Source organism: Roseovarius sp. MBR-154, assembly GCF_053628595.1.
In genome coordinates this window covers 97,548-110,015 of sequence record NZ_JBRJGR010000005.1, presented here as the reverse complement: position 1 = coordinate 110,015, position 12,468 = coordinate 97,548, and the positions used below count along the sequence as shown (strand labels likewise).

At 62.4% G+C, this 12,468-nt stretch carries 11 protein-coding genes and 1 pseudogene; 7 read left to right on the top strand and 5 right to left on the bottom strand.

Features of this window, described 5'->3' with window-relative positions:
* Positions 1-7: 7 nt before the first annotated feature.
* Both ACSSV4_RS08650 and ACSSV4_RS08645 read left to right on the top strand, forming a co-directional pair.
* On the top strand, positions 8-148 hold the full coding sequence (locus tag ACSSV4_RS08650; protein WP_454274736.1) for an entericidin A/B family lipoprotein: 141 nt from the start codon (positions 8-10) through the stop codon (positions 146-148).
* Positions 149-216: 68 nt separating this feature from the next.
* A complete protein-coding gene (locus ACSSV4_RS08645) occupies positions 217-402 on the top strand; it encodes a DUF3008 family protein (protein ID WP_454274735.1) in 186 nt (61 codons plus the stop codon).
* A 7-nt stretch (positions 403-409) separates the two neighbouring features.
* On the opposite strand, the gene ACSSV4_RS08640 is transcribed toward ACSSV4_RS08645, so the two are convergent.
* From ACSSV4_RS08640 to ACSSV4_RS08625, 4 genes are all read right to left on the bottom strand, one after another.
* Positions 410-994, bottom strand: a complete 585-nt coding sequence (locus tag ACSSV4_RS08640) for an exopolysaccharide biosynthesis protein (RefSeq protein ID WP_454274734.1) — start codon at positions 992-994, stop codon at positions 410-412.
* Between the two features lie 154 nt (positions 995-1,148).
* The gene (locus ACSSV4_RS08635) at positions 1,149-1,901 is read right to left on the bottom strand and encodes an SUMF1/EgtB/PvdO family nonheme iron enzyme (RefSeq protein ID WP_454274732.1); all 753 of its coding nucleotides are present in this window, start codon (positions 1,899-1,901) and stop codon (positions 1,149-1,151) included.
* 14 nt (positions 1,902-1,915) lie between these two features.
* Positions 1,916-3,133: a copper-containing nitrite reductase gene (nirK, locus tag ACSSV4_RS08630; RefSeq protein WP_454274731.1), complete on the bottom strand. Its 1,218-nt coding sequence runs from the start codon at positions 3,131-3,133 to the stop codon at positions 1,916-1,918.
* Positions 3,134-3,190: 57 nt separating this feature from the next.
* Positions 3,191-3,622 (bottom strand): pseudoazurin, encoded by a 432-nt coding sequence (locus ACSSV4_RS08625; RefSeq protein ID WP_454274729.1) that lies wholly within the window; start codon positions 3,620-3,622, stop codon positions 3,191-3,193.
* A gap of 158 nt (positions 3,623-3,780) precedes the next feature.
* On the opposite strand from ACSSV4_RS08625, the gene ACSSV4_RS08620 reads away from it, so the two are divergent.
* The 3 genes and pseudogenes from ACSSV4_RS08620 to ACSSV4_RS08610 all read left to right on the top strand — a co-directional run bounded on the left by ACSSV4_RS08620 (position 3,781) and on the right by ACSSV4_RS08610 (position 7,643).
* On the top strand, positions 3,781-4,494 hold the full coding sequence (locus ACSSV4_RS08620; protein ID WP_454274727.1) for a Crp/Fnr family transcriptional regulator: 714 nt from the start codon (positions 3,781-3,783) through the stop codon (positions 4,492-4,494).
* A gap of 179 nt (positions 4,495-4,673) precedes the next feature.
* Positions 4,674-5,879: pseudogene (locus ACSSV4_RS08615) on the top strand (UvrD-helicase domain-containing protein); the annotation flags it as partial.
* A 1,335-nt stretch (positions 5,880-7,214) separates the two neighbouring features.
* Complete coding sequence (locus ACSSV4_RS08610) at positions 7,215-7,643, top strand: hypothetical protein (RefSeq protein WP_454274725.1); 429 nt, start codon at positions 7,215-7,217, stop codon at positions 7,641-7,643.
* 50 nt (positions 7,644-7,693) lie between these two features.
* Here ACSSV4_RS08610 and ACSSV4_RS08605 read toward each other — a convergent pair whose 3' ends face one another.
* Positions 7,694-9,853, bottom strand: a complete 2,160-nt coding sequence (locus ACSSV4_RS08605; protein WP_454274723.1) for a hypothetical protein — start codon at positions 9,851-9,853, stop codon at positions 7,694-7,696.
* A 641-nt stretch (positions 9,854-10,494) separates the two neighbouring features.
* Here ACSSV4_RS08605 and ACSSV4_RS08600 point away from each other — a divergent pair.
* Together ACSSV4_RS08600 and ACSSV4_RS08595 are read left to right on the top strand one after the other, a co-directional pair.
* Positions 10,495-11,745 (top strand): tyrosine-type recombinase/integrase, encoded by a 1,251-nt coding sequence (locus ACSSV4_RS08600; protein ID WP_454274721.1) that lies wholly within the window; start codon positions 10,495-10,497, stop codon positions 11,743-11,745.
* The gene (locus ACSSV4_RS08595) at positions 11,742-12,452 is read left to right on the top strand and encodes a hypothetical protein (RefSeq protein ID WP_454274719.1); all 711 of its coding nucleotides are present in this window, start codon (positions 11,742-11,744) and stop codon (positions 12,450-12,452) included. Before ACSSV4_RS08600 ends, ACSSV4_RS08595 begins: the two co-directional genes overlap by 4 nt.
* Positions 12,453-12,468: the final 16 nt, after the last annotated feature.

Here is a 12,468-nt window from a genome sequence, read left to right as displayed (position 1 = left end):
GGTCACCATGATACGCGCACGCATTTCGCTTCTCTCGCTCATCGCCTTCGCGGCCGTCAGCGCCTGCGAGACGATAGAAGGGGCCGGGCAAGATATCCAGAGCACCGGCGATGCGATTTCCGATACCGCCAGAGATGCCGATGATTAAAAGTCATGACCGGCCCGCAGGCACACCCTGCGGGCCGTTTTTCTGTTACGCAACAAGGGGATCCGTCAATGCCAGCCCGATCCGAAGCCCAACAGAAAGCCGCCGGAGCCGCCCTCGCGGCCAAGCGCGGAGAGACCCGCGTTTCGGATCTGCAAGGCGCCTCGAAAGAGATGTACGAGACGATGACCGAGGCGGAGCTTGAGGATCTCGCCTCAACGTCGCATGACGATCTGCCCGAGCGCAAGGAAACCTGAGCGCGGCTCAGAGCAGCGCGACAAGTCCGCCCGTCACCCCGGTCGCGAGCATCAGGCCGATCAACACCAGTAACCCGTCCCCCATGAACATGCCCGTTGCCATGATGGCGATAATGGCACCCAGGATGGACGAGGTGAACGGGATCAATTCCAGCAGCGGCATCACCATCCCGAATATCAGGCAAATCGCCTGCGGCAACCGCGCCAGCGGCGGCGTCACAAGCCCATGCAGGCGCCGTCTGGTGAATGCGTCGAGCCATCGCGCGGGCCGGGTGAACCACCGCATCGCCCCGCGTGCGCGCTCGGTGCTTATGGTTGCGCGGCGCAGCCATCCTGGCAGCCAAAGTCGGGGGCGTTCAAGGATCTGTTGCAGCGACACAGTCGCGATCAGCACCCCGCAGGCGCTTGAAAGTCCGGGCACCCCGCTCAGAGGAGAGACCAGCGCCAGCGATGGCACGATCAGGAGCGGCGTGTAGCTTGCCACTCCGAGCGCGTCGATCACCTCGCCGACACTTGACACCTCGCCAACAAGCGCGTTGCGCGCCTGTTTGACCACATCACTTGCGGTGCGCGGTTCGGCAAGGGAACGCACATCATTCTCCAGTCCAGTCGTGAACGCCTGACAACGCAACGCAGCACGCGCCAGCGGGTTCCCTGCCGTTCAGACCGGCGGGCGATCACAGGCCCTGTGCAACGCCGTTCATCAGGACATGGGTGCAAGTTGCCGCCTCGGCAGTTCGTCCGGCTCAGAACGGGTCATCCGCGACCAGCCGCATGCCCAGATGCGCAGGCGGCGTGCCGACGGCGCAGCCGCCGCGCGCCGGATCACGCTCCAGATAGGACATCGCCGCGACATGTTCCCCGCCGACGAAGAACGCCGGACAGCGCGACGGGTCCATGCCCTCGCTGACCCCTACGTAACACGACTGCGTCCATTCCCAGACACTGCCGTCAAGATCCGCGATGCCCTCGGGCGAGACCGTGAAACTGCCCTGGGGTTTGAGCGCCCTTGGGGCGTTGCCCTCAGTCAGATAGCTCGAGGCCCATGTCATCGACGGATCCGAGAAGATCGGGTCCGGCTGGTCCGGCAGCACCGAGGCGGCCATGGCATGCCATTCCACGGCCGTGGGCAGGCGAAACGCATGCCCTGTGGCGTCATTGATCCAGGTTATGTATTCCTGCACGTCGATATAACTCAGCCCGGTCGCGGGCGTGGTTGCGGGATCCTGATCGGCGCGGGCGCGGACGCTCAGCGCGCAGGCGTCCTGCGCGACGCAGCGCGCCCATTCCGCGATCGTGACCTCATGGCGTTGCACATAAAGCGCGCGACCGTCGGCCAGCAGGACCGGGCGATCGGCCATGTGGGGTAGAAAGATCGGATCGGGGGCGCGCTGCAACAGCGCGCCCCCGACGATGACCGCCGCAATAAGACCCAGAGCCGCAAGGCGAAGGGAGGGTCCGAACGGGTAGGCGTGAGTGGTGGCAGCGGCGGTCGTCATGACATGCGTTCCTGTTACGCAGCGAAGGGTCGGGGCGGCACAACCTGTTCCATCAGTTGATTGTCCCACTCGCCCTCGACCACGAAATGCGCCGTCGCGCCCAGTATCGCGCCTTCGATCAGGTTGTGGTTGACATAGGCGTAGACGCCCGGCTGCTCGAAGGTGTACATCGCCGCCACGGCGCTGCCGCCGCGCACGAACCATGTCTCCATGCCGGTCATTGGCGCGTCGGAGAAGGACGTCTCCCAGACGAAATTGCCATGGCCGCCGATCAGGTGCGGGCGCGAGTCGCGGTTCGCCTGATTGTGGATCATCAGGACGGTCTCGCCGACCTTGGCGCGCAGGGCATTCTCACCAGTCAGGGCACCGACCGCGCCGTTGAACACCGAATGCGTCGGGATCAGGCCGCGCATCGCAACCAGGCTGTCGGCATAATCGTCACCGGCGGCGGCATAGCTCTTGTAGTCGCCGTTGTCGTCCATCGGCAGGTAGTAGTCCTGTTCGCCGACATAGGCGATGCTGTCATATTTCAGCGGGTTGCCCGCCCCGTCCTTCAGCCCGTCGCGCGGCAGCACCATGACCGCACCGTTCATGCCGTGGCAGACGTGATAGGGGATCATCGCCCCGCCCGGCGCGCAGTGATAGGTAAAGCAGCCCGGCTTGGTCGCCTTCCAGCGCAGCACACATTCCTCGCCGGGATAGACATGGGTCAGGCCACCGCCGCCCAAGGCACCCGTGGAGGCGTGAAAGTCGATATTGTGCTCCATCATGCTGTCGGTAGGGTTGCGCAGGGTCAGTTCCACCATGTCGCCCTCGTGGCAGATGATCAGCGGGCCGGGGACGGAGCCGTTATAGGTCAGCGCCCAGACCGAGGCCCCGGTGTCCTCGTCCACCACCATCAGCCGTTCAGTTGTTTCCATGGTGATCTCGATGATCTTGGGGCCGCCGGTTGCCACCTGCTCATGCGCGGGCGCAAAAGGCGGTGCGACAAGCTCCTGTCTCACGCGGGTATAACCCGAGAGATCGGCCGGTTTCGCCGTGGTTTCGGCAACCTGCTTGGCGGCGGCCTTGTGCAGATGCGCGGATGTCGCATTGGCCTTGGTCAGCCGGGGCGGGCGCGAGGCCGCCATCGCACCTGCGCCGGCCATCGCTGCGGCCCCCGCGAGCATGGAGCCGCGCAGCACATTACGACGACTGGTTGAAACAAGTCCGGGGTTGATGAGTTTTGTCATGATGTCCTCCATGACGGTGGGGGTGGCGGGCCTCATGCCCGCGCACCGGGAAAGGGATCAGAGATTGCCGAGTTGCGCCTCGAAGCGGTCCTTGGCCTTGGGCGGCACGCGGCCTTCGAAGAAGCTCTCGGGCACCTCCGTCTCGCCCACGGCGATGGTCATCACCATGCCCATGGCGTAATGCGGCTTGCAGATGACGCCGTAGACGCCTTCGACATCGAGCGTGACCTCGTATTCCTCGTTGATCTTGCCGGAAAACGCCTCGGCGCCCTCGGGCAGCATGCCCTTGTTGATCTCGGCATTGTGGCCCTTGTCGGTGGCCAGAAAGCGGATGGTGTCGCCGGGGGCGGCCTGAACAAAGGCCGGCTCGAACACCATGCGCTCGCCATCGGCGCCCTTGTTCAGCATCTTGACCTCGAAGGTTTCGGCAAAGGCCGCGGAGCCCATCAGGGCGGCGAGAACGAGGCCGGTTGTCAGCGTGCGGATCATGTCGTTATTCCTTTCATGTCGCGTTATTGCTTGATCCCAAGACTAGCGGTTTCCGCAGGCGCCATATTGCTCTGGCGCAAACTTCCGAAAGATTGATGCCGCAGAAGCGAATAATCCGCTTATGGCGTTGCCTGCGGTTCTGTGCGATGACGCACGCCATGACCGAACCCGCCCGCAAGACATTGCCGCGGCTTGATGAAAGCCTGCTGACGCATCTGCCGCCCTTCTCCCGGCTGGAGAAGCGCCAGATCCGCACGGTCCTCGATCAGGCGAGTTCGCGGCGCTATGAGGCCGGGGTGGCGGTGTTCAACGAGGGCGACCCGGCCGAGCGGTTCTACATGCTGCTAGATGGCTATGTGCGGGTGGTGCGCATCACGCCCACCGGCGAGCAGGTGACGGCGCTGCATATCCCGGCGGGGCAGCTTCTGGGCATTGCCAAGGCGATCGGGCGCGAGACCTATCCGGCGACGGCGATGACGGCGACCGAATCGATCGTGCTCAGTTGGCCCACCAGCCTGTGGGATACCTTCGTGGCCGAGTATGACGGCTTTGGCACCGAGACCTACAAGACCCTCGGCCACCGGGTGGGCGAGATGAACACCCGCATCGTCGAACTGGCGACCCAGCAGGTCGAGCAACGCGTGGCCAACGCGATCCTGCGCCTGATCAACCAGACCGGGCGCAAGGTCGAGGGCGGCATCGAGATCGACTTCCCGATCACCCGGCAGGATCTGTCGGAACTGACCGCCACCACCCTGCACACCGTCAGCCGCCTGCTGAGCGGCTGGGAAAAGCGGGGGCTGGTCGAAAGCAAACGCAAGCGCATCACGGTCCGCGACCCGCACGCGCTGGTGGTGCTGAGCCAGGGGTGAGGTGGGTTGGTGTTGGGGGTGTCGTTGACGCGGCATTGGTGGACGGTCGGTTTTGGGGATATTTTGCTGAAAAACTCATGCTTGATCGAAGCGTAAGTTGCTGGTTCACTTCTTCTGGCCAGCGGGAGAATTGAGCAATGTTAGGACCGAAGCAGGAAGCACAGGCGGCGCTGTTCTACGACTTCGAGGACATGGTGAACCGCGCCACGGCCCTCGTCGAAAGCGGGCGCTATCAGAGCCCGTTCCGGCATATCCTCGTCGACGAGTTCCAGGACATTTCCACCGGTCGGGCTAAGCTGATCCAGGCTCTCAAGCGCCAGCATTCCGATGCCAGAGTGTTTGCCGTCGGCGACGACTGGCAGTCGATCTACCGCTTCGCCGGGTCGGACATTCATATCATGCGCAACTTCGGCGCGGAATTCGGCGGCACCTATGCAGGGGCCACCGGCGTTCATCGGACCGTCGATCTTGGTCGGACCTTCCGATCCGTCGACAAGATCGCTTTGGCCGCCCGTCGCTTTGTTCTGCGCAACCCGGCACAGATCACCAAGACGGTGATACCGGCAGGCGAGACGGACGAGCCTTCGATCAGGATCGCCTGGACGCGCCGCGACACCGGGGAGACGACCCTGAACGACGCCGTGGCTGCTCTTGCCGCCACAGAAGGTAAGGGTGGCGGGAAACCGTCAATCTTGATCCTCGGGCGATATCGGTTCCTGAGGCCCGATGTCGGGCGGCTTCAGCGCCAGATCCCCGGGGCGACGATCACCTTCAAGACCATCCATGCATCAAAGGGTCTTGAGGCCGATCACGTTATCATCCTCGGTGCCGACAACGCTAAGATGGGCTTCCCGTCCATGATCGTCGACGACCCTCTGCTCAGCCTGGTATCGCCTGAGGCCGAGCCATATCCGAATGCCGAAGAACGGCGCGTGATGTACGTTGCCATGACCCGTGCCCGGCGGACCGTGACCATCCTTGCATCCGAAGCACGCCCCTCCGTCTTCGTCAAAGAGCTGATGAAAGAGCCCGAATTCGGCGTGGTCGTGCCCCTGGAGGCTCAGAAGCACACTCACACGTGTCCGGGTTGCGGCGGGCGTCTGCTTCACATGGCTGGAAAGGACGGTCGCGACTGGTATCGCTGCGAGCATGTGAAGCTGTGCGGGAGTCGCATGCCGGCTTGTCCGGCCTGCGGTGTCGGCCTCCCGGTCCGTTCCGAAACCAGTGGGGAAATGAATTGTGGAGATTGCGGCAAGACCCAGCAGGCTTGCCCCAGTTGTGATGCAGGATGGCTTGTCGAACGGCGCGGCCGCTACGGCGCATTTCTCGGCTGTGTCCGCTTCCCAGACTGTGATGGCAAAGCCAAGCTGCAGAAAAGCGCATGATATGATTAAAGCGCGCGACCCAGCCGCCATTGGTACGACCTGCGATGAACGCCCGCGGACAGCACATTCCTTGGATTTATAGTCGCCACGGCGAACGGCAGGATCCCGCCCTCTCTGCCGATGGTCGTGGCGGGCGCGGCAAAACTGAGTCATCTCGGGGAACAGGCAAAAATGTCCGCCAAGCCGACCTTTCGTGCAAACGGCTCTCGAATATATCTTCGGGATGTGTGTTTTGCCGTTTCGTCATGCCCGCAATCCGTTCGGCCGCGAACTGCACCAGGAATTGGAAAGGCCCGGAGTCCTGGCCGGAGCCATTCCGCGCTGTAGGACATGCACCAGGCCCCTTCTGAGGTTTTGCCTCCACAGGGGCCTGATTTTGCTTGGCGACATTGCTCGATGAACAAGAATTTTTGCCAGTTGCGCCGGGAGGCTTGAATTTCCCGCGAAGGATTGAGTTCGAGGTGCATTGATCGAGACCCACCTCCTGACTCCAAAAGCATCTCAGATGAAGGAATTCAGGATGTCCCGGACAATCGTTGCCAACTTACCACCACACCACCACTCGCGGTCGAGGATGATTGGCATGAGACGTCCGGATCTGCATTCGCGCAGTTCTATGGAGTGGTGCTGATTAACTGCGAGAGCCGATCCATGAAACCTGATGCCACAGGGTGTGGTTCGCGCGCTCTTCTCTGCGAGAGCGCGCGAACCACACCTTGCGGCGCTCGACCGGACTACCGGCGGATTTCCGATCCTGTTGCTGTCACGACAGCCGGTGGTCCCCGTATCCCCGCCAACACATGAAAGGAGGTCATGGCGGGCTGACACTGCCACGAAGGGAGACTCGATATCAGAAACATGATCGACACCCGCTCAGACGCTACACCGGTCGGCGCAGGTGTAGAGGTCCTCTTGCCAGGTTTGCGCGGTTTTTTCGTGGAACATGGGGTCGCGCTCGCGAACGCCGTCGGCCTTCTGGGTGGGCCGCAATGGGCGCGGTGCGCGATGCAGTTCCGCGGAAATGTGGCCTAAGGCGCTTTGCCGCCGCGTGTCTCCCATCGCGAGGCGTGAGCATTCCTGGCACTTTTGCATGTATGCGCGACTCATGACGCGGAGCTATGCGCGTCGTGTCGGTGCCTCCGAAGGGATGCGTCCGATCCACGCAGTCACGATATCCGACGGCTTCACGACCGACTGCAGTGGCTCGCCTGAGCGGTGTATTGCGCCGACCACTCCGCGTCCCGACCCACGACATGATTGAAACCCCTGGCGTCCACCCCGGAGTCAGGTCTGAAGGCCGGGCATTTCGCCCGGCCGTCCGAGAAAGGACCGATCATGAACACTCAGGACACTACTCTTGAAGACCGTCTCACGGATGCCGCAAGGCAGGCGCGTCTGCTCTGCGCGGCTGCCCGCGGCATCGATTGCGCCAGGACAGCACGAGAGACCGCAACTGCCACGCGCATCCTGCAGGGGCTGGAGACTGGCAACATCCTGCGCGACGACCTCGATGGAGGGCTACAGACGCTTCATGCGCACCTGTCAGACGCGATCGCCGCGGAAACCGTCGGGCACCGCCGGTGCTTTGAGGGTCATTACGACCCGGAGGCCGGGGATGTGGGCGTTGTCAGAGATATCCCGGTTTTCAGCGACCGTGGAGTTGCCCTGCACGAGGTGATCTCACTGCTCGAGGCGTTGCTTGCCGCGCGCGAGGCAGCACGTGATCGTCTGCGGGCGGAACAGACACTGCGCAGGCTGCTCTGAAAACAGGCCCCGTGCGACGGCCATCGAGCCGTCGTACGGGGTCGTCCTCATCAGACGACGCGGAGCCCGTGCTCCTCGGCGCGTTTCTGCGTCTCGGAGGGGGCCGACGCGAACGGGCTGACGATCATCGAGATGTCGATCTCGACATCGCAGATCCGCTCGTAGAGCACCTGGAGGCCGAGACCCTGGTCGTAGCTCCGGGCGCCCTCATCGCGCGCCTCGTGGCCCATCAGCCGGCAGCGGATCTCGTCTGATTTGTCGCGGTTCATGAGATCGCCGTGGAAGGTCGTCCGGAAGGCGTGGTAGTCGAGGCCGGGCCAGTAGCACCCGTTGGTCTGGCGGTAATAGGTGAAGGTCTTCGAGAAATTCTCCGAAAACTTGCCCTTAGTCTTGCCGCGCGTCATGTGCGGAAAGAGACGGCTCTGGCCCTGCCGACGGCGCATCTCGACAAGCTCGAGCAGCCCGAGCTCGAGCAGCTGCGGGTGGACAGGGATCCGGCGCTGGGATTCCTCGGTCTTGATGTGGTTGGCATCGGTGCACTTGATGTCAAGGAATTGGATCCCGCGATCACTCCCGAAATCACCGGGCGACAACTGCGCCGCTTCCTCCTCGCGCAGCCCCATGAGCCGCGCAAGCAGCGGGAGCCAAAAGAGGGGTTCGCCGGGCTCGTCAATCTTGCCCTGGAAGACTGGCGAGGTGAACAGAGTGTAATTCCTGTCGTCCCAGACGGTCCGGGCCCGCTTCTCTTCGGAGGCCGCCATGCGCTTCTTGTCATCGTTCGAGACCGAGAGGATCTCGAACGGATTCTTGTCCGCGAGTTGCAGCTCCATGCACATTGTGCCCACAGAGAGCAGGAACCGGCGATGCTTGATCTGCGTTTCCGACCGCAGTCGCTTTTGAAGTGCCTTACGCCGCGCATCTTCGCGATCTGCCTCGGTCACATCCGTGCGCGCTGCGAGCGCCTCGAGATTGGCAATTGTATCGGATTCCTCTTCCGAGTCGATGCGTTCGACAAGCTCCTGGTAGCCGTGATCGGCCAGATATTTCGCCTGTCCCTTGCCGTGCTTGGCGGGAATGCGCGGCAGGAAAGCCAGCGCGTCGCGGAGATCATTCTTTGCTATCTGCTCCATCGCGCCCGTCCCGAGGAACTCCGGCCAGAATGAGCGCGCGAACTTCGGCTTGCTGCCACTGTCGCGTTCCCACTTCTTTCCGGCTGCCGGGTCGGCCACCTGTTCCCTGGTGAAATCAGAGCCGTAGCCCGCGCATTTGAGATCGCAGAATAGGTCGATAGCTTCCTCCAGCGCGATGCCGCGCGGCTTCTCGAGGGCCTTCCGGCTCTTCTCGCTCAGAACCCGCAAGTCGATGTTCTCGAGGCGCGGCGGGCGCATTTCGACGCGGCGTGCGGTGTCCGCGTCGAGGCCGGTCCATCCGGCTGCCTCGTAGACCTGCGCGCCGTCCGGATCGGATGTCGGGACCGAGGTCGAGGCTTTCTGAATGTCGGACGCGGCATCGGATCGCGTCGCCGCAACCGGGGCCGGCTGGAGCGGCATCGCGGGTGCGTCTGCCGCACAGTGATGATGCGCGGCGCTGGGGCTGCCGGACGTCGAACCATCGGTGCGGCGTGTGTGCGTATGTGTGGTGAATTCCATCGTTTTATCCTTTCCTGATGGGGTGAATGCAGATGCGGGTGCACAAGGCGCGCCCCGCGTGATCTCTGCGAGGGGCGCTGCAGCCGATGCGGCTGCCGCAGGGGTCATCGGACTTGTGACAGGGGCGGGGGCCGCCGGCGCCGAGGCCGTCCCGGCCGGGGCATGTGTGCCCTGCAGGCGCGTCGCGGTGGTGCGGGCCGAGATGAAGATGGGGCTTGGCGTCTCGAACTGTCCGAGTTCGTGGCGTTCGCGCTCCCGGCTCACATCGAGCAGGACCCGCGTGGCCTCGAAGGCCAGGACGCGCCAGTTGTCGCAGGACTCGTCGAGCGTGACACCGAGCTGCGCGGCCATGGCCCGCAGCGGGTCGCGTGCGATCTCGCAGTCGCCGGTGGCCAGTGCGCGGCGCAGGAGATCCTGTGTGGCCTGCTGGCTTGCGGCGGCCTGCCGGGCCGCCTGCTCCGACCGCGGCGCCGCGGTTGCCCGCTCGACCGCGTGCGCCTCGACCTGAAACCGGGCCAGGTGTTCCAGCAGGCGGATCTCGGTGTCGCCCAGGTGCTGCATGTCCGTCTCCATCGCCAGGGCGAAGGCGAAATCGCAAAGCGCCGTCAGGCGGCTTGCGAGGGCCTTCGCGTTGGCGGGGACATGCGTTCGCAGGGAGACACACAGGCAGGATCCGGGACTGGTGTTGCGTGACGGGGGTAAAGTCCGGGAATCTCGGGAGTTTTGGCGCAGCAGGCGCGCAGGGATGCGGCGCCGGTAGAGAAACCCGGGCCTTCGATACTCAAGATAGGGGACATGTGCGATTCCGGTCATGGGCGGACGGCCTCCGATGCGATTGCAGGGCATCGTGGAGTCGGGCATGAACCGGGTCGTGCACGGGTCTGTGCACCGATTTGTGCACCATTTCGTGCACTAACCGGGCAGCCGAGGCGGAATCTGCGACTCCGCTTCGGGATTTCCCAATGAAATCAACGGTGATTTGGGATTTTGGCTCCGGCGGTAGGGATCGAACCTACGACCAATTGATTAACAGTCAAGATTCACGGTCAAACTGCCCCTAACGATGTAAAGCTATCGGGGTATAAAAAACCCATGTAACACAAGTATTTCCTTGCAATGTTAGCCTCTGTGACTAACTTGGGGTAACGGTCGAAAACCGGCTAATCCGTTACCCCAGTGTTACCCCAGAGGGAAAATTGACTATGGCGAAGGCACTCACGACTAAGGCGATTGAAGCCGCGAAACCGGACGCTAACCGCCGCGAAATTCCTGACCCGGCTCTGTCCGGGCTTTATCTGGTGATCCAGCCAAGCGGGGTGAAATCCTGGGCCTTGCGCTACCGCTACGCGGGCAAGCCCAAGAAGCTGACCTTGGGGCGCTGGCCTGTCATGGGGTTGGCAGATGCGCGCGCCGCCGCAACTGATGCTATCGAGGCGGTGGAACACGGGAATGATCCGAGCGCGGCGAAGAAGCGGACCAAGGCCGCGCGGATGGAAGCGCAGCTATCCGAGCGCGACAAGATCAAGACGCTGGTGGACCAATTCGGCAAGCGCCACCTGTCCACCCTGAAATCCGGCGAAACCGTCAAGCGCGAGTTGAACCGGCATGTGGTCGCGGTCTGGGGTGAGCGGGATATTCACGACATTGCAAAGCGCGACGTGATCGACCTGCTGGACGGGATAGCCGATAGTGGACGGGTTGTGACCGCGAACCGCGTTCGGGCGTATCTGAACAAGTTTCTAAGCTGGTGTGTCGAACGCGACATTATCGACCAATCCCCCGCGATGGGCGTCAAACCCGTGGCCAAGGAAAAGAGCCGCGACCGCGTGTTGTCCGATGATGAAATCCGGTGGCTCTGGCAAGCCTGTGATCGGGAAGGCCAGCCATGGGGGCACCTTGGCAAGGTGCTGTTGCTGACGGGCCAGCGGCTTGGCGAGGTTGTGAACATGACCGACCGCGAGGTAAGCGGCGATCTGTGGCACTTGACCGCCGATAGGACAAAGAACGGGCGGGCGCATGACGTGCCGTTGTCAGAGGCCGCGCGGGACGTTCTGGGGGCGGTGGAGCGCGTCAAGGGCGATGCGGGCTATGTGTTCACCACAACCGGCGAAAGCGCCCTGCAAGGCTATCACAAGGGCCGCAATCATATCGCCAAACGCATGGCAGAGATTGCCAGCGATGAAACGGGCGAACCAGTGGAAATCCCGCACTGGACGTTTCACGATCTGCGCCGCACGGCTGCAACCGGCATGGCGCGGCTTGGCATTCCCGTGCGGGTGACTGAGGCGGTGCTAAACCATGTGAGCGGCACGGCAGGCGGCATTGTGAGCGTCTATCAGAGGCACGATTATGCAGATGAAAAGCGGGCCGCGCTTGACGCATGGGCGCGCTTTGTCGGTGATCTGGTGCAAGGCGCTGCGGATAACGTGGTGCGGATCGGAAGTGCAAAATGACCGACGATCCTGCAAGGGAATGGGGATTGCCCAATTGGCAAGACGCATCGACCTATGGTGATACCGATAGCTGGGAATTTATGCGTTGGCGCTGGGAGTTTTCGAGGCGCAGGCAAGACTTGCGTGATGCTTTCGATGCAAGAGCGAAAGAGACGTATGAGCTTTACGTTGATCTTTATTCGGACCCCAAAAATGCGCACCTGTATGGAGCAGGCCGCACCCTTGAACCCCATGAGCCGGGCTTTACAGCGCAAAGTTACGAGGACGATAGCTTTGGATATGCCGGAATACCCAATCCCAGAATTTCCGAGCAACCAAGCCGGGTGACATTCTCGACACTGGACTATCCCGGCGGACAAGTTCGTTTTAACTATGGCTGGCAAAAAAGCGTGGATGGTGATCCATGTAGACCCGTGGTCGAAGAACATGAGGTTGCGGCAATGTTCGACTTGACCAAGCCTTTGGGTGAACAGCTTGCCGCCGCTAAAAACTTTCTCGAACGCGCGCAAATCAAGATGCAGGGGCAAAGGGTGCAGAAGCGCCGTCATAAATCCAAGTGGCTGATTTATCTGCGGGTCCTAGACGGGCGCGAATGCGGTGCAACATGGTCCGAGATTGCCCATATTCTACCGAACAGCACTGCGCGAACTGAGCAGAACGCAAGGGACACTTGGGAACAAGCAAGCGCATTGCGATTTAACTTTTGATTTTGTTCCGCAATAC

Coding starts and splice junctions, on each gene's coding strand:
- ACSSV4_RS08605 (WP_454274723.1), bottom strand. CDS start 9,853: ATGCAGCACCTGGGCGACACCGAGATCCGCCTGCTGGAACACCTGGCC.
- ACSSV4_RS08635 (WP_454274732.1), bottom strand. CDS start 1,901: ATGACGACCGCCGCTGCCACCACTCACGCCTACCCGTTCGGACCCTCC.
- nirK (WP_454274731.1), bottom strand. CDS start 3,133: ATGACAAAACTCATCAACCCCGGACTTGTTTCAACCAGTCGTCGTAAT.
- ACSSV4_RS08610 (WP_454274725.1), top strand. CDS start 7,215: ATGAACACTCAGGACACTACTCTTGAAGACCGTCTCACGGATGCCGCA.
- ACSSV4_RS08600 (WP_454274721.1), top strand. CDS start 10,495: ATGGCGAAGGCACTCACGACTAAGGCGATTGAAGCCGCGAAACCGGAC.
- ACSSV4_RS08625 (WP_454274729.1), bottom strand. CDS start 3,622: ATGATCCGCACGCTGACAACCGGCCTCGTTCTCGCCGCCCTGATGGGC.
- ACSSV4_RS08645 (WP_454274735.1), top strand. CDS start 217: ATGCCAGCCCGATCCGAAGCCCAACAGAAAGCCGCCGGAGCCGCCCTC.
- ACSSV4_RS08595 (WP_454274719.1), top strand. CDS start 11,742: ATGACCGACGATCCTGCAAGGGAATGGGGATTGCCCAATTGGCAAGAC.
- ACSSV4_RS08620 (WP_454274727.1), top strand. CDS start 3,781: ATGACCGAACCCGCCCGCAAGACATTGCCGCGGCTTGATGAAAGCCTG.
- ACSSV4_RS08650 (WP_454274736.1), top strand. CDS start 8: ATGATACGCGCACGCATTTCGCTTCTCTCGCTCATCGCCTTCGCGGCC.